General features: G+C 68.8%; 20 protein-coding genes and 2 pseudogenes. 4 read left to right on the top strand and 18 right to left on the bottom strand.

The annotated features are described in order from the left end of the window. Positions 1 to 277 precede the first annotated feature (277 nt). Both BCD49_RS45665 and BCD49_RS38810 read right to left on the bottom strand, forming a co-directional pair. Entirely contained in the window at positions 278 to 535 is a 258-nt protein-coding gene (locus BCD49_RS45665) for a hypothetical protein (protein WP_007510813.1), read from the bottom strand. Between the two features lie 149 nt (positions 536 to 684). Then, on the bottom strand, positions 685 to 1,278 hold the full coding sequence (locus BCD49_RS38810; protein ID WP_071042501.1) for a YceI family protein: 594 nt from the start codon (positions 1,276 to 1,278) through the stop codon (positions 685 to 687). 99 nt (positions 1,279 to 1,377) lie between these two features. On the opposite strand from BCD49_RS38810, the gene BCD49_RS38805 reads away from it, so the two are divergent. After that, entirely contained in the window at positions 1,378 to 1,752 is a 375-nt protein-coding gene (locus BCD49_RS38805; protein WP_007510818.1) for a winged helix-turn-helix transcriptional regulator, read from the top strand. A 191-nt stretch (positions 1,753 to 1,943) separates the two neighbouring features. Here BCD49_RS38805 and BCD49_RS38800 read toward each other — a convergent pair whose 3' ends face one another. Both BCD49_RS38800 and BCD49_RS38795 read right to left on the bottom strand, forming a co-directional pair. Beyond that, positions 1,944 to 2,243, bottom strand: a complete 300-nt coding sequence (locus BCD49_RS38800) for a YceI family protein (RefSeq protein WP_007510820.1) — start codon at positions 2,241 to 2,243, stop codon at positions 1,944 to 1,946. A 45-nt stretch (positions 2,244 to 2,288) separates the two neighbouring features. Next, positions 2,289 to 2,927: an NADPH-dependent F420 reductase gene (locus BCD49_RS38795; protein ID WP_007510822.1), complete on the bottom strand. Its 639-nt coding sequence runs from the start codon at positions 2,925 to 2,927 to the stop codon at positions 2,289 to 2,291. A 226-nt stretch (positions 2,928 to 3,153) separates the two neighbouring features. Between BCD49_RS38795 and BCD49_RS38790 the strand changes: the two genes are divergently transcribed. After that, the gene (locus BCD49_RS38790) at positions 3,154 to 3,660 is read left to right on the top strand and encodes a MarR family winged helix-turn-helix transcriptional regulator (RefSeq protein WP_007510823.1); all 507 of its coding nucleotides are present in this window, start codon (positions 3,154 to 3,156) and stop codon (positions 3,658 to 3,660) included. 406 nt (positions 3,661 to 4,066) lie between these two features. On the opposite strand, the gene BCD49_RS41685 is transcribed toward BCD49_RS38790, so the two are convergent. From BCD49_RS41685 to BCD49_RS38770, 6 genes are all read right to left on the bottom strand, one after another. After that, entirely contained in the window at positions 4,067 to 4,312 is a 246-nt protein-coding gene (locus tag BCD49_RS41685; RefSeq protein WP_232794130.1) for a maleylpyruvate isomerase N-terminal domain-containing protein, read from the bottom strand. A 642-nt stretch (positions 4,313 to 4,954) separates the two neighbouring features. After that, entirely contained in the window at positions 4,955 to 5,236 is a 282-nt protein-coding gene (locus tag BCD49_RS42945; RefSeq protein WP_116439469.1) for a GNAT family N-acetyltransferase, read from the bottom strand. A gap of 19 nt (positions 5,237 to 5,255) precedes the next feature. After that, on the bottom strand, positions 5,256 to 6,110 hold the full coding sequence (locus BCD49_RS38785) for an LLM class flavin-dependent oxidoreductase (protein ID WP_027140892.1): 855 nt from the start codon (positions 6,108 to 6,110) through the stop codon (positions 5,256 to 5,258). A gap of 229 nt (positions 6,111 to 6,339) precedes the next feature. Next, positions 6,340 to 6,960 carry an NADPH-dependent F420 reductase gene (locus BCD49_RS38780; RefSeq protein WP_007510828.1) on the bottom strand — a complete coding sequence of 207 codons (621 nt, stop codon included), beginning with the start codon at positions 6,958 to 6,960 and terminating at the stop codon, positions 6,340 to 6,342. 80 nt (positions 6,961 to 7,040) lie between these two features. Continuing rightward, complete coding sequence (locus BCD49_RS38775; protein WP_071042500.1) at positions 7,041 to 7,775, bottom strand: SDR family NAD(P)-dependent oxidoreductase; 735 nt, start codon at positions 7,773 to 7,775, stop codon at positions 7,041 to 7,043. 92 nt (positions 7,776 to 7,867) lie between these two features. Continuing rightward, positions 7,868 to 9,409, bottom strand: coding sequence for an MFS transporter (locus BCD49_RS38770; RefSeq protein ID WP_007510832.1), 1,542 nt, complete (start codon positions 9,407 to 9,409; stop codon positions 7,868 to 7,870). A gap of 486 nt (positions 9,410 to 9,895) precedes the next feature. Here BCD49_RS38770 and BCD49_RS38765 point away from each other — a divergent pair, with 486 nt between their 5' ends. Beyond that, on the top strand, positions 9,896 to 10,558 hold the full coding sequence (locus tag BCD49_RS38765) for a TetR/AcrR family transcriptional regulator (RefSeq protein ID WP_027140891.1): 663 nt from the start codon (positions 9,896 to 9,898) through the stop codon (positions 10,556 to 10,558). A 1,346-nt stretch (positions 10,559 to 11,904) separates the two neighbouring features. Then, a complete protein-coding gene (locus BCD49_RS38755; RefSeq protein WP_007510839.1) occupies positions 11,905 to 12,675 on the top strand; it encodes an NAD(P)-dependent oxidoreductase in 771 nt (256 codons plus the stop codon). 66 nt (positions 12,676 to 12,741) lie between these two features. Here BCD49_RS38755 and BCD49_RS38750 read toward each other — a convergent pair. The 8 genes and pseudogenes from BCD49_RS38750 to BCD49_RS38715 all read right to left on the bottom strand — a co-directional run bounded on the left by BCD49_RS38750 (position 12,742) and on the right by BCD49_RS38715 (position 20,892). Next, a pseudogene (locus BCD49_RS38750) lies at positions 12,742 to 13,808 on the bottom strand (integrase core domain-containing protein). A 289-nt stretch (positions 13,809 to 14,097) separates the two neighbouring features. Further along, positions 14,098 to 14,859 carry an enoyl-CoA hydratase-related protein gene (locus BCD49_RS38745; RefSeq protein WP_007510843.1) on the bottom strand — a complete coding sequence of 254 codons (762 nt, stop codon included), beginning with the start codon at positions 14,857 to 14,859 and terminating at the stop codon, positions 14,098 to 14,100. A 294-nt stretch (positions 14,860 to 15,153) separates the two neighbouring features. Beyond that, the gene (locus BCD49_RS38740) at positions 15,154 to 16,017 is read right to left on the bottom strand and encodes a mycofactocin-coupled SDR family oxidoreductase (protein WP_071042499.1); all 864 of its coding nucleotides are present in this window, start codon (positions 16,015 to 16,017) and stop codon (positions 15,154 to 15,156) included. 141 nt (positions 16,018 to 16,158) lie between these two features. Further along, positions 16,159 to 16,848: an aldo/keto reductase gene (locus BCD49_RS46720; RefSeq protein WP_007510847.1), complete on the bottom strand. Its 690-nt coding sequence runs from the start codon at positions 16,846 to 16,848 to the stop codon at positions 16,159 to 16,161. Positions 16,849 to 17,223: 375 nt separating this feature from the next. Next, a pseudogene (locus BCD49_RS38730) lies at positions 17,224 to 17,998 on the bottom strand (SDR family NAD(P)-dependent oxidoreductase). 167 nt (positions 17,999 to 18,165) lie between these two features. Next, positions 18,166 to 19,392, bottom strand: coding sequence for a cytochrome P450 (locus BCD49_RS38725; protein ID WP_071042498.1), 1,227 nt, complete (start codon positions 19,390 to 19,392; stop codon positions 18,166 to 18,168). A gap of 91 nt (positions 19,393 to 19,483) precedes the next feature. Next, positions 19,484 to 20,686, bottom strand: coding sequence for an NAD(P)/FAD-dependent oxidoreductase (locus tag BCD49_RS38720; protein WP_425343352.1), 1,203 nt, complete (start codon positions 20,684 to 20,686; stop codon positions 19,484 to 19,486). A gap of 8 nt (positions 20,687 to 20,694) precedes the next feature. Then, positions 20,695 to 20,892 (bottom strand): ferredoxin, encoded by a 198-nt coding sequence (locus BCD49_RS38715; protein ID WP_071042502.1) that lies wholly within the window; start codon positions 20,890 to 20,892, stop codon positions 20,695 to 20,697. Positions 20,893 to 20,902: the final 10 nt, after the last annotated feature.

Raw genomic sequence — 20,902 nt, 5'->3', positions numbered from 1 at the left:
GAACGCCTTCGACCTCGCGTTCGACGGGCGCCTCACCGCCGGCCGAAAGTAGCAACTCAATAACAATCCGTTACACCGTTAACTTGACAGTCCCATGGACCGTGCCGGCCCCGGCGGGATCCGGTTTGCGCGTCAATAGGCAAGCGGTCGGCGACGGTTCCGGAGGTCTTGTGCTGTCGCCGGAGTCCGTCGTGCGGTAGCCGCCGTTTCAGGGTGGGCGGGGGCCGGGGGCCCCACGCCCGTCTTGAAGGTGGAGGCGGGCGTGGGGGTGCGACCGTCAGCCGTTGGCGACGATCCGGATGGGGTCCAGGGTCGCGGTCACTCGCTGTGAGCCTGGGAGGTCGAGCATCGACTCGTCGACGCCGTAGTGCTTGGCGAACAGTGGGAGTAGTTCCTTGTCGGGGTCGGGGTCGGGGGTGAGGGTGACGTCGGCGCGGATTTCCAGGGTGCGGAACGGGTTGGCCGGGTCGAGGAGGAACAGGCCCGCGACGGGGTTGCGGAGGAGGTTCTTGTATTTCTGCCGGGTGGTGACCATCGATGTCCGCAGGGCCGAGTCGTCGAGGAGGTACTAGACGGCGGTCGACTGCGGCCGGCCGTCCGTGCCGATGGTGGTCAGGACCGCGGTCAGGGGCTGGGTGAGCAGGTCCAGGTGTGAGTCCGGGATCTGCGCGGGTGTCGGGGTTGTCATGGGGCGATGAACTGGAGGTCGAGCTCGATTTTGATCTTGTCGCCGAGGGCGAGTTTGCCGGCGCCGAGGGGCATGTTGAAGTCGATGCCGTAGTCGCTGCGGCGGATCTCGGTGGTGGCGGCGAACCCGGCTCTGGTCCGGCCGTCCGCGGGGTGGACGTCGACGCCGTTGAACTCGACCGCCAGGCTGACTGGCTGTGTGGTCGCGTTGATGGTCAGTTCGCCGGCGACTTGGTAGCCGTCTTCGCCTTCGGTGACGGATAGTGACCGGTAATGCATGGTTGGGTGGTGTTCGACGTCGAAGAAGTCGGTGGAGCGTAGGTGGGCGTCTCGGTCGGGCTGGTTGGTGTTGACCGAGGCCATGTCGATCGTGGCGTCGATGGCGACGTCCGCGAGGGTCTCGCCGATGGTGAGTGTGCCGTTGAACAGGTCGAACCGGCCGCGGACGTTGGTCAGGCCGAGGTGGCGGACCTGGAAGTAGACACMGGAGTGTGCGGGGTCGATGGGCCAGAYGCCGGCAGCGAGCGGTAGCCCGCTTCCCGTTTCAGGGAGTGCTGGCGCCGAGGGGTTGGACACGGATGGAGTCGTCATGGCGACCTTCCTCGAAGAACATCAGGGGTTACAAAAAGTTAGTTGCCGCTGAAAATATAGCAAAGGCAGGCGTGGGGTGGCCGTCAGTACCATCGGTGGATGGAGCCGGGCGAGCGGGACGCGGTGAGCTGTCATGCGCTCACGCCGGTGTTCGCGTTGCTCGGGAAGCGGTGGAGCGGTCTGATCATCGGCACGCTGTTGGCTGGGCCGGCGCGTTTCTCGGAGATCTCCAAGCTGGTGCCCGGTGTCAGTGAGCGGATGTTGTCGGGGCGGCTGAATGAACTCGTCGCGGCCGGTCTGGTGGCCCGTGAGGTGATCGAGGGCCCGCCGGTCGGTGTCCGCTACCGGCTCACGGCCCGCGGGGAGGCGCTGCGCCCGGCGCTGGCGGAGCTCGAACGCTGGGCGACCGAACACCTGATCGCCGGCACCGCCGACGCCCCGCCCTGTAGCCGGGCAGAGCCGGTGGAACTGTAGGCACCCGCCAGCGAGCCGCCTGCGGATGGTCTCGCGTAGCGCGGTCAGGACGCATCGCGGTGCGAGTGGTCATCGAGGCGGGAGCCGTCGCGTCGGATCGCGCCGCGGCCCGTGGGCTGCGGCGCGATCAGGCGTCGGCGAGCCGCGTGTGGCTGGTGTGGTGTCAGAGGCCGTTCACGCGCTCGGCCTCGTCACGGTCGGTGGTGTGTAGCTCCCAGTAGAGCGGAGTGATCTGCTCGGGTTGGGCTGTCGGGAGGCCGGGGATGACGGTCATCGGCGTTGCCGGTGTCGATGCTGTGCGCCTTGATCACGATCTGCGCGCTCGAGTTCGCCGGGATCTCCTCGTCGAGGCGGACCGTGCCCGCGAACTCGGTGAACGAGCCGCGGACCTTCGTCACCATGGCGTGAGCCACGAAGCCGATGCGAGTGCGGGCCGGGTCGATGACGTACTCGCCGGTGAGATCGGAAATGGCCTCGGCGGTGTCGGACATCTGCCGCTCCTCGCGGTGGGGTGGACAGTTGATTGCTCAACCAACTTACGGCTGGTTAGATGATGCGTCAACCATCTGCGGGAGGCGGTCTTCTCGGACGGCGTGCAGTCCGCTCAGCGGTCCGCCGTCCACCTGCATCAGGCGTCCCATCTCAAGTGGGCCGAGGTCGACGGGCGCGAATCCGAAGTCCTCGACAACGGAGCGGAAGAGATCCTTCGAGGTCCCGTCGTCGCCGGCGTAGAAGAGGATCCGGCGGCCGGCGTCGGTGACGGGGTCGGCGGCGATGTAGGGGCCGTACATGTTGTCGAAGGCCTTGATGACGTGGGCGCCGGGGATCAGTGAGGCGACCAGTTCGCTGCCTCCGATCTCGAGGTGGTCGGCGACGAAGGTGGGGGTCAGGCTGGCCCACTGGTTCGTGGCGTCGATAACGATCCGGCCGTCGCGGGTGGGCAGGTTGCCTACCGCGTCGCGCACCCGTGTCCAGCGCACGGCGAGCACGACGAAGTCCGCGGCTCCCGCCTCGGCGACGGTGCCGGCCGACGCGCGGGGACCGAAGGCGTCGACGACGGCGTCGAGGGTGCCCGGACCGCGACTGTTGCTGAAGACCACGTCGTGACCGGCCTTGACCACGTGGCCGGCGATGGCGCGCGAGACCGTTCCCGCGCCGATCATTCCAAACTTCATGGGTCACTCCTGTTGAGTGGGCGCGTGGGAGCAACCGGGATCCGGGCGTGCCCGGCGCGGACGACCCCGCCGGATGGCGTCACGCGCCGGATGCGATGGAGATGTGGCTCTGGCTGTGCAGGCCGACGATGCTCACGATGTGTTTCCCGGAGCGCCGAGATCTTGGTTGACTCGTCGACCGTATTGACTCTTGGTTGACGAGTCAACCAGCAGGTAATATCGCCGCATGCCGACGGAACCGACCTGGCTCAGCCCCCGTGAAGACCGCGCCTGGCGGGCCTTCATGCACGCGCACCACCAGCTCGCCGTCCGTCTGCGCCGGCACCTGCTGGAGGACTCCGGACTGACGGAGGCCGACTACGAAATCCTCGCTGTGCTCTCGGAGCACGCCACGGGCAGCCTGCCCGCTCGGGAACTGTGCGCCCTGCTGCAGTGGGAGAAGAGCCGCCTCTCCCACCAGACCCGGCGCATGCAGGAGCATGGGTTCATCGTCCGGGAAACTAACCCAGCCGATGCCCGCAGCTCCATGATCCGCCTCCTGCCCGCTGGACGCCGCGCCATCGAGGAYGCCGCGCCCCAGCACGTGCGCAACGTCCGCCGGCACTTCATCGGCCTGCTCACCGCCGCCGAACTCGACATCCTCGCCGCCCTCAACGAACGGATCCTGGGTCACCTCGCCGAGGACCCGTTCCCCGAACACTCCACCCCAGACGAACCCGCGCTCTCGCCCTGAGCGGCGTGACCCTTCCGGATCACCGCCACCGCATCCTCATCAAACGATCAAGGACCGCAGTCAAGGGAGTAGGTCCGAGTTCCCGCGCGGGACTCCTCACAGCGTCAGCGTGGATCGTTGCCAGTGGCGCCGGTGATGTTGATCCCGTTCGGCGGACTCGGAAGTGAGGAGTTCTACGGTTCGGTGGCTGCCTGAAGGAGGCCACTGCTCGTGCCCAAGCCGTACCCGCCGGAGTTCCGTCGTCGTGCCTTGGACCTGGTCGCGTGGGGCCGTTCAGTCCGTGACGTCGGGGCCTCGTTGGGATCGCCGAGTCCTGCCTGTACGGCTGGCGGTCGCGGGACCTGATCGATCGTGGGCTCAAGACACCCACCAGCCGGGCGGTCGAGTCGGCGGCCCTGCGGGCCGCTCAGGTGCGGATCGCCGAGTTGGAGGACGAGGTCAAGATCTTGCGGAAGGCCGCGGGCCGCGGACCTTCCTGAAACCAGGCGAGCACGCCCACACGGTCCGCCGGCGGCCTGCCACCGGAAACCCCGCGCGGGTCGATCGCTTCCCGAGACCGGGTCCGCACGATCGCCGCGGCCCAACGCGGACCGCGAGCGACGTGACGCAGAAGCTGGGTGAGGGTCCAACCCGGGCAGGTCGAGACCGGCACGGACCAATCGGCGTCGCGCAGCAGGTCAACGAATGCCGATTCTGCTCCAGCAGGTGGGCGTTACGGTCCACCCATAAGACGGCAGGCGGCGACATGTCCAGATGCATGTGGACATCGGATCGGATCGATCCGCCAGGGCCAGCTTCGGACATCGCCAGGTGGCCGTCGTCCTCGGACGACCAGCAGCACCGTAGTGACGGATCGAGCGGGATGGGGTGTCGCGCTTCTCCTCCGCTAGCCCACCCCAGCCTCCGCCCAGTGGCCGTGGCGGGCCGGCAGTCCAGATAGAACACGATCCACCACACCGGCGGACACCGAAACGGTCATCCATCAATTGGCATGATCAACAGTCGGCCCTCAGGCCCCCGCCGAAGTCCAGCATCACCCCACGGCCCGCAGCCGGCGCGGGAGGTCGGTCCACCGCCGAATCGGCGAGCGCAAATACAGCAGGGTTCGAACAGCGCCACCACCGCCGCCCACAGAATCGAAGCGATTCTTCCCCGCCCCGCCCTCACAGCGATCAATGGCAGCGACCCTCGCGACGCCCGAAATGCGGAGCGGGCTGCGAGTGCACCCGCGGGCCCGCCGCGTTGATCTGAGCCAAACCTGGTCGGCGCCCGCAGCTGAGCGGCGCCGCGTTGATCAGTGCCTTGGGGTGAGCGGGAGTACGAGTAGCTGTCCGGCCCAGGTGCCGATGTGGAAGGTCTCGGCCGATGTGAAGCCTTGCTGCTCGTGGTAGCGAACGAGTCGTCCGTCGCCGCCGGCCCAGCAGTCAGCCCGCAGTTGTTCGGCGCCGCGGGAGTTTGCCTCGCGGATGACCGCAGCGAGCAGATGCCGGCCGACCTCACGGCCCGCATGCGGACGGGAGGTCACGAATGCTTCGAGGTAGAGCTCAGGCCGGTCGGCGGCCGGCGCGTGAGTGATGCCGAAGCGGGCACGCGTGCTATTTGCGTCCCCGGGCGACGTGTTCGCGTACGGCGGGTATCGATTCGGCGGCGAAGCGTTCGAGCACGTCCAGGTCGTCGCTGGCCAGGATGAAGATGCTGACKCCGTCCTGGAGGGTCATCTGGGCCAGTGCTTCCGGGGTCTGCTGGTCCGGGAAGATGTTGAGCAGACGGGTGATCTCGCGGGGGTCGCGGCCCGCGGCCCGTGCGGCGTCGTCGATGATCGCGTTTCCCTTGGGCAGGCCGCCGGGCTCCATGACCGGCAGCGACGGTAGCCAGCCGTCGGCCTTGCGTCCCACCAGGTCCTGCATCCTCGGCTTGTGGGCGCCGAGCCAGATCGGGATCTCGTGTGCGGGCGCGGGTCCGCGCTCGGCGCCGTGGACCTTGTAGAACTCGCCGTCGGCATTGAGGGTGCCGGGCACGTCGGCGTCCCAGATCCCGCGGATCACGTCGATGGCCTCGCCGAGCGCCGCCACGCCCTGCAGCGGGGTCAGCCGCCGTCCGCCGGCCGCCTGCACGGCGTCCCAGTAGAAGCCGGCCCCGATCCCGAGGCTCGTCCGTCCACCGGAGAGCAGGTCGAGGCTGGCAGCCGCGCGGGCGAGCACGGCGGGGGGCTGGCGCAGCGGCAGGTTCAGCACGTTGGCGGACACGCCGATCCGCTCGGTCCGCGCTGCCACCCAGCTCAGCAGGGTCCAGGTATCGAGGAAACTCGACTGGTAGGGATGATCCTGGAAGGTGACGAAGTCGAAACCGAGCCGCTCACTGTGCTGCGCCAGCTCGACCGGACGGCGCGCCGGGGAGTTGGCGGGAGAGATGAACGTTGCGAAACGCAGAGGATGGCCGTAGTCAGGCACGGGTGTCTCCTTCAGTCTTTCGTGTGTGGCCAGCCACGATGAGATGTTGTCGCCGACCTGCTTGATGACGTCTTCGCCAGTGCCGGACGCGGGCAGTCCCGGGTGCTCAGAGTCGATTGCCTGCAGGTCGGATGGCGCAGGGGCCGCCGACATCCCGGGCAGGCGGAACCCTGCCTGCCCGGGATGGCCGCCGGGTGCCAGTGCGCGGTGCTAGAACTGCAAGCGGGCTTCAGTCCGGGACGTTGACGCCGAGGCTGATGTTGAACCCTGCGCCATGGCTGGCCAGGCCCATCAGCAGCGGGCCCGCCGCCTCCAGCCAGCGCGCCGCCGCCAGGTCGCCGGCATCCAGCGGGCGCAGCCCGAGGCTCTCGATGAACGCCGACACGCTCGCCTTGGCGTCCGCGTCGTCGCCGGCGATGAGCACGTCCAGCGGGCCGCCCTGGGCCAGGACGTGGCCGAAGACGGTGTTGAACGCCTTCACGACGTGCGCGCTGGCCGGGGCGGCCTTGGCGATCTCCTGCGCGCCGGACGTGCCGTCAGGGGTGACCAGCGCGGTGGCGTCGGCGTTGAAGGTGTTCGAGATATCGATGACGACCTTGCCGGCCAGTGCGTCCCCGTACTGGGCGAGGACCTGCGCGGCGCTGGCGTAGGGCACGGCGAGGATGACGATGTCGCCGGCCGGCGCGGCGCCGAATGTCCCGGCCGTCGCGCCGCCGCCGAGGGCGGCGGCCAGGTCCTTGGCCTTGGCCTGGTCGCGGCCGATGACCTCGACGGCGTTGCCGCCCTCGACCGCGCGGGCGGCTATGGCGCGGGCCATGCCGCCCAGGCCGACGAAGCTGATGCCACTCATGGACGGGCGCTCACTTTCTGTAGTCTGGGATGAACTTTTTGCTTAAGGGGATCGGGGGTCGGCTGCCCGGCCGGATGGCGTCAGACTTGACTGAACCCGCCATCGACGACCAGGTTTGCGCCGGTGATGAAGCTGGCGTCCGGAGAGGCGAGGAACAGCGCGGTGGCCGCGATCTCCTCACTGGTCCCCAGCCGTCCTAGGGGGATGGCGGAGGTGATCTGCTCCCGGAATTCCGGGGTGACGGTGCTGAAGAGCGCGGTGTCGATCGAGCCGGGACTGATGACGTTTACCCGGATGCCGCGGTCCTTCAGCTCCGCAGCCCAGGTGCGCGCGAGTGAGCGAACGGCTGCCTTGCTGGCCGAGTACACCCCGGCGCCGGGGATGYCCTTGGTCGCGCTGGTCGTGCCGTTCAAGATGACCGACGCGCCGTCGCTCATCAACGGCAGCAGGTATTGAACGGTGAACACGGTGCCCCGGAAGTTGACGGCCACGAGCGTGTCGAACGAGTCCGGGGTGATGCTGCCCAGCGGGTCGGATACCGAGCCGACTCCGGCGCTGGCGAACAGGACGTCGACTCGTCCGTGATGCTCCCGCACGGTCTCGGCCAAGCGGGCAAGGTCGTTCAGATTTCCTGAGTCCGCCTGCACGCCCGTTACGTTGTGGCCGATGGCGGTGACCGCCTCGTCCACTTTGTCCTTGCGTCGTCCGGTKATGAACACGTGTGCGCCTTCGGCCACGAACAGCTTGGCCGTTGCTAGCGCCATCCCAGACGTCGCTCCGGTGATCACTGCGACCTTGCCGTCGAGCTTGGGCATGGTGAACTGGCCTTTCTGTCGGTTGTGGTTCGCGTCTTGCTGGTTGGCGCCGCGATCCGTCCCCCCACCGGGGCGCTGCCCGCCACGGGCTGTCAGATCAGTCCGCCGGCGATCTCGTCGAGGGGCTCGGGCTGGCCGGCCTCGTGATGGAGCCGGGTGCCGCCGCGGATCAGGGCACTGCAGAGGACGGCAGCGGCCCAGAAGACGCCAGCGGCCCACCAGTAGCCGACGGTGAACCCGTGCACGGTTGCGTCGACGACGGCAGTGCTGCCGTGGCGGGTCAGGTAGTGGCTGGTGGCGGTGGCGACGAAGGTGCTGATCAAGGCGACGCCGAGCGCCGAGCCGAGCTGCTGGGAGACGTTGTTGAGCGCCCCCGCCGTACCAGCGTCGCGCGGATCGACACCCAGCTGCCCGACCGCGACTGCCACGACGGCGGCCGACCCGATGCCGGTCCCGACCAGGACCAGCCCGGGCAGCACCCAGGTCGCGTACGGGCTGCCCGCACCGGCCTGGGTCAGCAGTGCGGCTCCGGCACCGGAGGCGATCAAGCCGGCGGCGACGATGACCCGCATGGTCAGGCGCCGCAGCAGCACGCCCTGGGTCAGCGTGGCGACCACGGCGATCGCCGCCATCATCGGCAGGAACGCGACGCCGGTCATGATCGGCGAGTAGCCCAGCACGCCCTGGAAGTAATAGGTCAGGAACAGGAACAGCGCGAACACCGCCGCGTTCGCCAGGAAGAGCGTCAGGTAGGCGGCACCACGGTTGCGGTCGGCGACCACCCGCAGCGGGATGAGCGGGTGGCGGGCGACCTTCTGGAGCACGACGAAGCCGGCCAGTAGGAGACCGCCGGCGATGAGCGGGGTCAGTGTGACCGCCGAGCCCCAGCCGTCGGTCTGGGCCTTGGCCGACCCGAAGACCAACCCGAAGATCGCCGCCGAGCCGACGACCGTGCTCGACACGGAAAGCCTGGGCTTGTCGGGCTCGGCGGAGTTGTGCAGCAGCGTGAGGCCACCGATGATCCCGGCGACCGCGAGGACGATGTTGACGTACATGCACCAGCGCCAGTCCACGTAGTCGGTCAGCAGCCCGCCCAGCAGCAGGCCGACGGCGCCGGCGCTGCCGGACACTGCACCGAAGATCCCGAACGCCTTGTTCAGGTCCTTGAGGTCGGTGAAAATCACCGTGATCAGCGACAACGCCGCCGGCGCGAGAACTGCGGCGAACCCGCCCTGGACGGCCCTGGCGGCGATCAGCGTGCCGATGTTCGGGGCCGCGCCGCCGGCAGCGGAGGCAATCGCGAACCCCAGCAGTCCCACGATGAACATGGTCTTGCGGCCGAGCGCGTCGCCCAGCCGGCCTCCCAGCGGAAGCAAGCTGCCGAAGGCCAGCACGTAGGCGGTGATCACCCACTGGCGGCTGGCGTCGGAGAAGCCGAGGTCGGCCTGCGCCGAGGGCAGGGCAACGTTCACGACGGTCGCATCCAGCAGGATCATGATCTGGGCGATGACGAGGACACCCAGGGCCATCCAGCGCCGCTCGTCATGGGGATCGGGCGAAGCGGCCAGGTGCGCCCCGACGGCCTCCGCGGGCCGCTGAGGCGCCTGCGCCCCGGAGGGCTCCATAGTGCTCATCTGCTTCGCTCCTCGTGCGGTCAAGTCAGAGCGCCAAGATGAGGCACCCCTCCGTTTGTTGCTGCCCGTACAAACGGAGGGGTACCTCACTCTATTCCGGAGGGGTGCCTCATCTTGGCAGGAGTTTCGGGCCTCGACATCTGGCGGCACCAAGGAGACGAAGGAAGACAAGGTGCCCCTCGCCGCCTGGTCGCGAACGCTGCCCGCGACGGCGGCGACATCCAGGCCGGGTACCGCCCGGCCCCGGCAGCCACCTGGCCTGTTCTCAGCCCTGCCACCGTGCCAGGGCACCGAACGAACGTCATGCTCGCGGGAGGGCCCCCGGGATCGTCAGCCAGATGGCGGGCGCCACGGTGCTGCGGCGCGCCGTCAGCCACGTCGCGCACGACCATGCCGACGAGCTCACCGAGGTCAACCGCGCTCTGCCGGGCTCCTGAGCGGCACAGAAAGGGAGGCCACCCTCAGTATCGCCGGTAGACTGACGAAGTGAGCCGCAGCGACGTTGAGCAGATGCGAAGGCCCCTGCGCCGTGACGCCCGGGAGCACCGAGACAAGCTCCTCGCCGCGGCGCAGCGCGAATTCGCCGCACACGGCGTGGATGCCTCCTTGGAGAAGATCGCACGCGACGCTGGCGTTGCCATCGGCACCCTGTACCGCCACTTCCCAACCCGCCTGGACCTGCTCATGGCCGCCTTCCAGCCCCGGCTTCAGGAGTTCCTCGACGGGGCCAACAAGGCCCTGGAGATGAACGACCCGTGGGAAGGGTTCGTCTACTACCTGGAGCACCTGTTCGGCATGCAGGCGGGAGACCGGGGTTTCAACGACTTCCTCTCCCGCCGCTTCACCGACAGCGCCGAGACCGAGCGCATCCACGACGAGATGTGCCAGCAGATCGTGGACATGCTCACCCGGGCCCAAGAAGCCGGCGAGGCTCGCCGCGATATCACCCTGGCCGACATCGTCAACCTCATCTGGTCGAACGGCAGGATCATCGAGGCCACCAGCGCCACGGCGCCCAACGCCTGGCGGCGTTACCTCCACCTCATGCTCGACGCCTACCGGGCTGAGCGGGCACATCCGATCCCCGAGCCGCCGATGACGTACGAGCAGCTGTACGACGCCATGGTCCATCTCAGCGAGGCGCAGTAGGGGCGGCCGGCCTGCTGTCCGGTCAGCCCGCGGCATCGCGGAGACCTGGACGCCGCCCGCCGGCCGCGCCCCTGTTCGATGGCGCGCGGTGTCGCTCGCTATGCGGTGATGGCGATCTTGCCGCTGGGGTGATGCTTCAGCACGTGGGTGGCCTGTACCGCCGGCGCCCGGGATCGACTCTCGGCCGCGGCAGGCCGGGGCCGGCACCAGAGCCCATAGGACCGTGCCGGCGCACGCCGACACGGTCCTATGCACGCCGACCGGCGCGGGCTAGGTTGAGGCCGCCTCTGGCGGCTGGTTGTCGAGTGTTAGATGCGTGTCGCTACGGATCTGCGCGACCAGGCCGCGGGCGGTGTCGGCGCCGACGTGCAGCCGGACCTACCAGGTCTACGGAACGTTTGTTCGATTCGGTAGATGATGTAGAGGTCGGCGCGGTCACTGGGCATCGTCCCTGGCCAGAGCCCGGGTGGCGACCGGCCGGACGGCGATTTCGGGGCCAGCAACCAAGATCAAACGGTTCGGATGCTGGCACACACGGCCCACCACGCTCCGTAGTTGGCATCCGACCTGGGTCAATAGGTTTGACCTATTAGTCGGACTACTTGGAGGTCGTCTAAACGAGCAGGTAGACAGGCCTGGCTCTTGGTTCGTACGGAAAGAGGTCCTCGCTCGACGGCCCTCGCGTGGCTGCTGTGAGTGACATCTGGCTTCGCACRGCGAGGGCGTGGAGTGGCTTGCGGAGAAGCACTGCTCGGGGACGCAGCCTGAGCCGCGCTGGCCCAAGTACCGCGTGTATGCCACGGACGCCGAGGCATTTGCCGGACGAGTGGGTCGGCCAGGGGCCTCGACGGTGGACTTCCCATCCTTGTGGCTTTCGGCGGCTTGCCGGTGTAGGTGTGGTGGCGGTTGGTGTCTGTGAGATGCTGGCCGCGTTTGTCCGGGTGCGGCGGGTGACGTCGCGGGTGGTGGTCGGGGGCCGTGATGACTGGCGACGGGAAACCTGGGGGCTGGACGTCCGAGGTGGGTGTGGCGCTGGTGCCCGCAACCTCCGCGAAGCTGCCGTCGGGTGGGTCGCGGATGGAGGGCGCGTCGGGGGCGCATCGTCGCCGGCCGGTAGTCGAGCGTGGTCAGGCCGCGGTACGCGCGGCGGTCGCCGCGGTGACCGGGCAGATCAGTCTGCTGACGGCCGAGGTCTCGCGCCAGCTCGAGCGGCGACGGCGGCTTCACGAGCTACCTCGTCGAGATCTGAGCACGGACATACAGCAGAAACTCCCGACCTTGYTGGGCCGCGAGGCGGCCGGATGGTCGATGTCCACTGGCGGTGACGGACTGCGGATGATGCCCTGGTGAGCCGCATCGCGATTCTTCACCCGGGGCAGATGGGCGCGGCGGTGGGCTGGGCGCTGGTCGGCTCCGGCCACGACGTGACCTGGCTGCCAGCCGGACGAAGCGCGAGCACGCGCCGTCGCGCGGATGCCGCGGGGATGCGCGAGTCGGTCGACCTGAGGGACCGCGACGTTGTCCTGTCCATCTGCCCACCCGCTGCCGCGGCGGAGACCGCCCGGACGGTTGCTGGCTTCTCTGGGTTGTACGTGGACGCCAACGCGATCAGCCCGGGCACCGCTTCCGGCGTCGCAGCGGTGGTTCAGGCCCGCGGAGCCACGTATGTCGACGGCGGGATCATCGGGCCGCCACCGGAGCAACCCGGGACCACCCGCGTGTTCCTGTCCGGGGAGCGAGCCGGGGACGTCGCCGCGATCTTTCGCGGCACCCACATCGAAGCTGTCGTGCTGAACGGCGACAACACGGCCGCGTCGGCGCTGAAGATGACCTATGCGGCGTGGACCAAGATCACTGCGGCCCTGCTGATCAGTGCCCGCCGCGTCGCGAAGCGCCACGGTGTGGACGAAGCACTCGCGGCAGAGTGGGCGCGCTCTCAGCCTGAGCTCGCCACACGCCACGCCGCCGCGCTCGATGCGGCAGCCCACAAGGGGTGGCGCTGGGAGGAGGAGATGCGCCAGATAGCTCGCACGTTCGCCGAGGCGGGAGAGCCAGCCGGCTTCGGCGACGCGGCTGCTCAGCAGTTCGGCGGATGGCCCCGCCCGGCCAACTCCTGACGGCGCTGTTGCATCGGCTGGCCGTGTGGGGTGCCGGAACTGTGCCACCGGGGTTGACCTGGGGTTTCAGGCGGCTCGTTCGTATTCGTTGATCAGTCCGCCGAGGACAGGTCGGTGCCTGATCCGTGTCGCCGTGAGGTCGGCGATGGGATGGTCGGGTCGGGGCGGTTGGAGCTCGAGGGCGCGGTGGGGGCGTTGTCCGTTGTAGTGGCGTGCGTACTGGGTCAGGACGGTTCGTAGGTGCCGTTCGCCGAGGATCAGGATGCGGTCGGTGACCTCGGCGCGGACGGTGCGGACGGACCGTTCCGCGTAGGCGTTCGCCCGGGGCGCTCGAGGCGGGATCGTGACTGTGGTGATGCCGACGTCGGCGAGGATCGCGTCGGACGACGCGGTGAACTGCCCGGCGTGGTCGCGGACCAGGAATCGGATCTCGGCTGCCCGGTCCCCAAGGTCCATGAGGAGGTTGCGGATCTGCTGGGTGGTCCACGGCCCGTCTGGGTGCGCGGTTACCCCGACGAGGTGGACGTAGCGGGTGCGGACCTCCATGACAGACAAGCAGTACAGGCGCCGCAGCGTCACGGCGCAGTCCACGTGGAAGAGGTCAACGGCCAGCATCGTCGAGGCCTGGGTGCGCAGGAACTCCCGCCAGCTCGAGTCGGGCTGCCGCCGCGGTGCTGGAGGCAGCCCGAGGGACTTCAGGACCCTACGGATCGTGGACGCGCCGACCCGGTGGCCGAGCTTGAGCAACTCGCCCTGAATCCTCTTGTACCCCCACGTCTTGTTCTCGGTAGCGAGCCGTTCGATCAGCGCAGTGATCTCCACGCTGATCGGCGGTCGTCCGGTTCGCAGGGGATAGGTCCACTTCCTGGTGACCAGGCGGCGTGCCAGCGTAGGACGGTGCCGGGAGTGACCAGCCGGTGCGTCCGTAGCCGTTTCGGTAGCCGTCGGATCGGAGCGGCGAGTATGGCCCGGTCCGCCCAGTCCCACCGAGGCCGGGACTGGGCGCGGTGCAGCACTGCGACCTCGTGTCGCAGCACGAGCAGCTCGATGTCCTTCGATGCCGACGATCGGCCGAGCAGAACGAGCCAGCCACACACCCTGACGAAGATCAGGTATAGCAGGCGCACGGACATGGTTGACCATCATGCCGGCGACTGGTCCGTAGCATCGTCCCAGCTCACAGGCCTAGGCCGACTTTCCGCACCCCACAGGTCCGGGGACATCATCGAAGCCACGAACCGTGACCAAACCACCCGCCAGCACAGATGCCACGCCGCCACGCCGTACCAACCCGCCGGCCAGCAACAGCGGAAGATCAGCCATCCAAGATCGACTTAAGCTTCACGGCATTGGCTCCTGACCCGGTATGTAGATGCCCTGCGCGTGTTCGCGTCGTGATCATGAGAAGGTGCTGATCGCGGGTCAGCGCCCGGTCCAGACCGGGGAGCGGCGCTCAAGGAAGGCCCGGATGCCCTCCTCGGGGTCGGCGGAGGTCCTGAGAGCGTCGGTGGCCGAGGCGGTGGCGGACCAGCCGGCCCTGTCCTCGTCCGTGGTCAGCTCGTTGACAGCGGCCAGGCAGGCGCGGACGGCGACCGGGGAGTTGCGGCAGATCCGTTCGGCCAGCGCGGCGGCACGCTCGGCCGCCTGACCTGGCCCGACGAGCTCGTTGACGAAGCCGACCTCGTATGCCCGGGCGGCGGTGATCGGTTCGCCGGTGAGGATGAGCTGGCGGGCGAGGTTGGCGGGGAGGCCGCGCGGGCCGCGGAAGAGCGCCCCGCAGGTGGGGACGAGCCCACGCGCGACCTCGGGCAGCCCGAACGTCGCCGACGTCGACGCGACGACCAGGTCGCACGCCAGTACCAGCTCCAGCCCGCCGCCGAGCGCCGGGCCGTCCACTGCCGCGACGAGCGGCTTGCGCCGCGGCCGGCGCACAAGGCCGTACTCGCCACCGCGCGCGGTGGCGTAGTCGCCGCCGGCCCGCAGATCGCTGCCGGCGCTGAAGACGGGCCCGGTGGCGGCGAGGACCCCGGCCCACAGCTCGTCGCCGTCCTCGAGCAGGTTGAACGCGGCGTCCAGCGCATCGGCCATGGCTCGGTCGACCGCGTTGCGCTTCGACTCTCGCCGCATCGTCACCACGAGCACCCGCCCGCGCCGCTCGACGTCGACCAGCGCCTTGTCCGTCATCGTGCTCCTATCCGCTCGGGAGTGGTGGTCCGCGCAAGCACGATACGTCGTATCGCCGCCAACGCCGCGCTTTGCCCGGGGCAGACCGCGGAGGCGCTCAGCCTCGCCCAGGTAGGCGATATCCGCGACGCACACGTTTTCGGTCGAGGTCATCCGCGACCAGAATGAGGACGCCGCGGGTGTCACGGGCTTCCCGCGGATATGATGGCAACATTGGCGCCGCGCAGAACTGTACCGAGGTCGATGAGCTTTCCACCTCTCCTGCGCGTCACCCTGACCCTTCTCGGACGTCCTCTAGATCGCGCGTTCGCCCTTGAGCATCGAGCCGGCGTCGAGCCGGATGTTGAGGCCGGTGACGTAGCGGGAGTCCTCGCTGGCCAGGAACAGCACCAGGGCGGAGACGTCGCCCGGCTCGATGTAGGGGATCGGCATCGGCTGCATGCCCGGGAAGACCGCCTCCGCATCCTCGCGGGTCGGCGTCTTGCCCTCGGCGACGAGGTCCGGGCGGAACGCGCGGTAGATGTCGTCGTTCTGCAGCAGCCGGGTGTTGACGTTCGTCGGGTGCACCGCGTTCAGCCGGATGTTGTGCGGCGCCAGCTGCAGCGCGAGCGTCTCGACGTACTGGAAGCCCAGCCGCTTCGCGAACGAGTACCCGACCMCGCCGGTCTTGCCCATCGCCTCGGTGGTGTTCTTCATCAGGCCCGCGCAAGAACCGGTGATGATGATCGAGGCGCCGGCCCGCAGATGAGGGGCGACGACGGCGACCGTGTTGTGCGCGCCGACGAAGTCGACGTCCACGCCGTCGATGAAGCCCTCGATGAGGGTGCGGTCGTTCATCGGCAGGATGCCGGCATTCGCGCAGACGATGTCGACCCTGCCGAAACGGACGATGCCCGCCTCCAGCGCGGCCTTCAGCTGCTCCTTGATCCGCACGTCGGCCTTGACCGCGACGATGCCGCGGCCAAGCGCCTCGACCTCCTTGACGGTCTGCGCCAGATCCTCCGCACTCGCCATCTCATAGTTGACGGTCGGAATGTCCTGGCAGATGTCGATCGCGATGATGTCCGCACCCTCGCTCGCCAGCCTGATGGCGTGACTACGCCCCTGACCACGGCCTGCGCCGGTGATGAAGGCCACCTTGCCGTCTAACTTACCCATCTGATCCTCCTCAGTCCGCGATGCATCACTAGATACCGAACGATATTGGCTGCGACCAAGACCTCCAGTCCATATGCGACCTCTTTCCGGTCAACGGCCACGACAGGTCACCGACGAACCCTCTGGCTGGAAGACATTCCTTTACGCAGGGAGGTGTGGTGGTCGGCGGCGAGCCGCGGGCAGCAGCGACGGATACTGAGTGAAATGGTCGATGTCGGGGAGATCGACGCCGGGTGGAACGATCTTGTCGATGGCGTCGAGGACGTCTCCGCCGAGCTCGACGTCCGCTGCGTCGAGTGCGTCGTCCAGGTGCCTCGCCGTGCGCGGTCCGATGATCGTCGACGTGATGGCAGGATGGCTGGAGACGAAGGCGAGTGCCAGCGTTGTGAGGGTGATTCCCGCCTGGTCGGCGATGCTTCGCAAGGCATCCACAGCCTCGAAGCGGGCGGGGGCGGCGCGTTCGGCGGCCGTGCTGACCGTTCCCTGCATGAAGGGGCTGGTGGGGTCGTAACTGCGCACCGCCGGCAGCTTGTTGGTGAGGAAGACGTCGCAGCTCGCGGCGAGGCGGTAGAGGATCTCGCGGCCCGCCTCCGACCCAAGATCCAGGCCCAGGCTTCGTTTCCCGCGGTTCGAGTGTTCGAGGAGGACATTCGCTGACGTTGGCACGACCGCGACACCGGTAGCGGCCAAGGCGCGCATCGCGTCACCACGTTCGACATGCTCGATCTTGATGACCTCGGCGCCCCAGTCGGAGAGGAGCGCGGAGGCGGCGGGAACGAAGGTGTGTTCGGCGACCTCAAGCACTCGCACACCATGCATCACCGCAGTCATGTGCATCCTCCCGCTTTCAGCAGATGTGGTGACCGCAGCCACCAGGATTCAGATCGCGCCCACGCCGCCGGCACACCCGGACCGCCGCGGCCCACCCGAGACCGCACCGCATCGCGGCGCGGCGCCCGCAGCCGCGTACCGCGACGTCGGCCGCAGGCGAACCCGGTGACGCCGTCAGCTGACGGCGGCCGGAAGGGCAGGTCCTCGCCCGACGACACCCGGCGGCCAGGGCGAAGAAATTGGCCCGGTGACCCACAGCCCAGCTGGCGACCAGGACAGCGGATCCACCCCTCATACAGTTGGGCAGGGAATCGACCGGTGGACGAGCGTGACGCGCGGCTTCGTGTGTGGGAAGTCGTCCGGTGTGTTCGGTCTTCATTCGCGGAGCAGTGCGCCGCCGGAGATCGACCAGACCTGGCCGTTGATCCATTCTCCGTCGTCGGAGAGCAGGAACGCGACCACCCCGGCGAGGTCGCTGGGCCTGCCGAACCGAGGGGCTGGGCATGGCTTGCTGTGCAATCGCGATGTTCTTCGCGTTCAGGGACGTCCTTCGTGCGGCTTCGGTCATCACGACTCCGGGTGACACGCAGTTGCAGCGGATGCCCTGCTTGCCCCAGCGGGAGGCGATGTGGCGGGTGAGGGCGTTGATCCCGGCCTTGCTGGCGCTGTACGCCGCACGCTTGCGGTCGCCCACATGCGCGGAGGCGGAGGAGGTGTTGACGATCGCTCCGCTGCCCTGTTCGAGCAGCAGTGGAAGGACGGCGCGGGCGGTGAGCGCGTAGCCGATCAGGTTCACCTCGAGCGTGCGCCGCCACACAGCCGGGTCCATGTCCAGCAGGTTCCCGTCGCGCCCCAGCACCTCCGCCGAGACGTCGGCGCCGACGTTGTAGAGCCCGTCGACCCCACCGAGCTGGTCGACCGCGGTGTCGACCAGTGCGCGCACGGACTGCTCGTCAGCGAGATCGAACTCGACGGCGAGGGCGGTTCCGCCGGCGTCGGCGATGCGTTTGGCGGTGGCCTGCGCCCCGTCGAGGTTGATGTCGCCGACCACGACCGCGGCGCCCTCAGCGGCGAGGCGCTCGGCGGTGGCGGCGCCGATCCCGCTGGCACCGCCGGCGATGACGAAGCGCTTTCCGTTGAGCCCTCTCATGCCTACCTGACTCCTGTCCTGAAGGGTGCGACAGCGCTGTGGGTATTGCTGGGGTGTCGAGGTGTTCTACGTGCCCGTGGCGGCACCGGCGGACTGCTCACGCGGAGAGCCTGGCGCGGGCCGCCCGGACGTTTCGTGGCCGCGCGTGAGGAGTGTCTGTCGTGGCGCTACCAGGTGACTRGCAGCTCTTGGACGCCGTAGGTGATCGTTCCGTTGCGGAACGTCAGTTTTTCCAGGGGCGTCGCCAACCGCAGCCCGGGCAGCCTGCGCAGCAGCGTGGGCAGCGCGATCTGTAGTTCCACGCGGGCCAGCGCCTGGCCGAGGCACTGGTGGCTGCCGTAGCCGAAGCCGAGGTGCCCGTGGGTGTCGCGGTCGATGTCGATGGTGTTGGGGTCGGCGGTGAAGGTCTCGTCGCGGTTGCCGGCGGGCAGGTTCATGATCAGGGCTTCGCCGGCGCGGATGAGCTGGTCGCCGATGGTGACGTCCTCGGCGGCGACCCGGAAGACCGCGTCCTGGGGGATGGTCAGGTAGCGCAGTAGCTCCTCGACCGCGTTCGCGACCACGGCCGGGTCGTCGGTGTCGCGGACACGGGCGAGCTGGCCGGGGTTCTGCAGCAGGGCCAACGCGCCCAGGGCGATCATGTTGGCCGTGGTCTCGTGACCGGCGACCAGAAGCGAGATGGCGTTCACCACTACTGTTTCACGGCTGATCTCGCCGACGGCGACCCGCTGGATCTGCCGGCTGATCACGTCGTCCGCCGGCTCCTGCTCCTTGCGGGCCACCAGTTCGAACAGGTAGCCGGCGAGCTGCGCGCTGGCCGTCAGCTTCTCCTCTTGCGTCGCGCTCGCGGTGATGATGGTGGCGCTGTGCTGCTGGAAGAACTCGTGCTCGGCATAGGGCACACCGAGCAGCAGCGAGATCACCATGGACGGAATCGGCAAGGCATACGCGTCCACCAGATCCGCCGACTGCCCCGCACTGATCATCTGATCCAGGAAGCCGTCGACCAGTTCCTGGATCCGCGGACGCAGCTGCTGCATGCGCTTGACGGTGAACTCCCCGGTGAGCATCCGGCGCAGCCGGGCGTGCTCCGGGTCGTCCATCCGGATGAAGGCCTGGGGCATTCCCGGGCCGGACGAGTCCGGGACCGGGAAGCCGGGAGTGCGGTCGTTCGCGCTGAGCCGTGGGTCACTCAGGGCCGCCCGGATGTCGGCGTACCGGCTCACGATCCACACCGATCTATCGCGCCACAGTGCCCGTCGTGGACCTTCACTACGAAGCCAGTCGGTGTATTCCGCGGGCGGGTCGAGGGGACGGTGCGCGGACCGCTGGCCGGGGAACGTGGGAAGGCCGGCGTTGTCGGTCGGGTGGGTGGTGCTGGTTGTCGTGCTCATGGATTACTCCTCGAGAGGATGGCTCCACCGCGCCGCACGAAGCGGCGCGGGCTGAGCTGGTGGCCTTCTGGGCGGTGGTCCACGAGGGCGGCTACGCGGCGGCCGTGTCGGTGACGGCGGCTTCCCAGGTGGCACCGGAAGCGATGAGCGCCCGCCAGGCGCGCAAGGTCCTGGGCGGCTTGCCGACAGCGACCACCCCGGCAAGCAGGTCTCCACGGCGGTACGCGACCAGCAGCTGCCGACGGGACAGGTCGCTGTCCAGGACGAGCGCCTCGTCGTGGCCACGCACGTACCCGTAGGCCTGGACCTTCATGTCGTACTGGTCGGACCAGAAGTACGGCACGGGGGCGTAGGGCCGCTGGACGTCCGGGTTGAGCAGGTTGTGGGCGACGGTCATGGCCTGCTCGGCGGCGTTGGTACGGTGCTCGACGCGCATCGCGGTGCCGAACAGCGGATTGTGCCAGCACGCCACGTCTCCGACCCCGTACACACCGGGCCCGGCGGCACAGTACTCGTCACACACGAGTCCGTCGTGGACGGGCAGGCCACTGCCAGCCAGCCACTCGGTGTTGGGCACCGAACCGATGGCGACCAGCACGTCATCGGCCGGGACCACACTTCCGTCGGCCAGCGCGACACCGGTCACCCTGCCCTCGACGCTGATGACCTCGGCCACCACCGCCCCGGTGCGCAGGTGGACGCCGTGGTCACGGTGGACCTGCGACAGCAACCGCCCGGCCTGCTCGCCGACCGCCTGCGCCAGCGGGACCGGACCCGCTTCCAGCACCGTCACCTCCACCCCGAGCCCACGCGCGACGGCGGCCACTTCGGCACCCACAAACCCACCGCCGACGATCACCAACCGTCGCCCCGAACGCAGCCGCGCCCGCAACGCCAGCGCGTCCGTTAGGGTCCGCAACGTGTGCACCCCGGCCACGCGCCCGCTACCGGGCAGGCGGCGGGCGCGTACGCCGGTCGCCACGACCAGTCCCTCGTAGGGCAGATCCGCGCCGTCCGTCAGCGCCACCGCCCGCGCGGACACATCCAGCCCGGTCGCGGTCACCCCCAGCCGCAGGTCCAACCCCAGCGCCTCGATATCCGCTGGCGGCCGCAGGGAAAGCCGGTCCGGCTCCCACTGCCCGGCCAGGATCTGCTTCGACAGCGGTGGGCGGTCATAGGGAGGGTGTGGTTCGTCGCCGACGAGCGTGAGTACACCCGCATAGCCCTGCCTGCGCAGCGCCTCCGCGCAGGCCAGCCCGCCTGCCGATGCGCCCACGACCACGATCCGGCGCAGGGCTCGACTCACAACTCGACCAGCTGGATGGCGGCTGCGGGGCATGCCAGGGCCGACTCCCGGACGGCGTCGTGCAGCCGCGGAGGCGGCGCCTTGTCGAGCAGTACGACCACGYCGTCCTCGTCGCGCTGGTCGAAGACATCGGGCGCGATCAGCACGCACTGGCCGGCGCTGCAGCACTTGTCCTCGTCCACGGTGACTTTCACACCAAGTTCC

It is taken from the genome of Pseudofrankia sp. EUN1h (genome assembly GCF_001854645.1).
GTDB classification, from domain to species: domain Bacteria; phylum Actinomycetota; class Actinomycetes; order Frankiales; family Frankiaceae; genus Pseudofrankia; species Pseudofrankia saprophytica.
The sequence above is the reverse complement of the archived record's forward strand: the minus strand, read 5'-3'. Positions and strand labels throughout refer to the sequence as shown.

Coding starts and splice junctions, on each gene's coding strand:
- BCD49_RS38780 (WP_007510828.1), bottom strand. CDS start 6,960: ATGAGTGGCATCAGCTTCGTCGGCCTGGGCGGCATGGCCCGCGCCATA.
- BCD49_RS38770 (WP_007510832.1), bottom strand. CDS start 9,409: ATGAGCACTATGGAGCCCTCCGGGGCGCAGGCGCCTCAGCGGCCCGCG.
- BCD49_RS38800 (WP_007510820.1), bottom strand. CDS start 2,243: ATGTCCGACACCGCCGAGGCCATTTCCGATCTCACCGGCGAGTACGTC.
- BCD49_RS38805 (WP_007510818.1), top strand. CDS start 1,378: ATGGAGCCGGGCGAGCGGGACGCGGTGAGCTGTCATGCGCTCACGCCG.
- BCD49_RS45665 (WP_007510813.1), bottom strand. CDS start 535: ATGGTCACCACCCGGCAGAAATACAAGAACCTCCTCCGCAACCCCGTC.
- BCD49_RS46720 (WP_007510847.1), bottom strand. CDS start 16,848: ATGACTGCGGTGATGCATGGTGTGCGAGTGCTTGAGGTCGCCGAACAC.
- BCD49_RS38795 (WP_007510822.1), bottom strand. CDS start 2,927: ATGAAGTTTGGAATGATCGGCGCGGGAACGGTCTCGCGCGCCATCGCC.
- BCD49_RS38745 (WP_007510843.1), bottom strand. CDS start 14,859: ATGACGGACAAGGCGCTGGTCGACGTCGAGCGGCGCGGGCGGGTGCTC.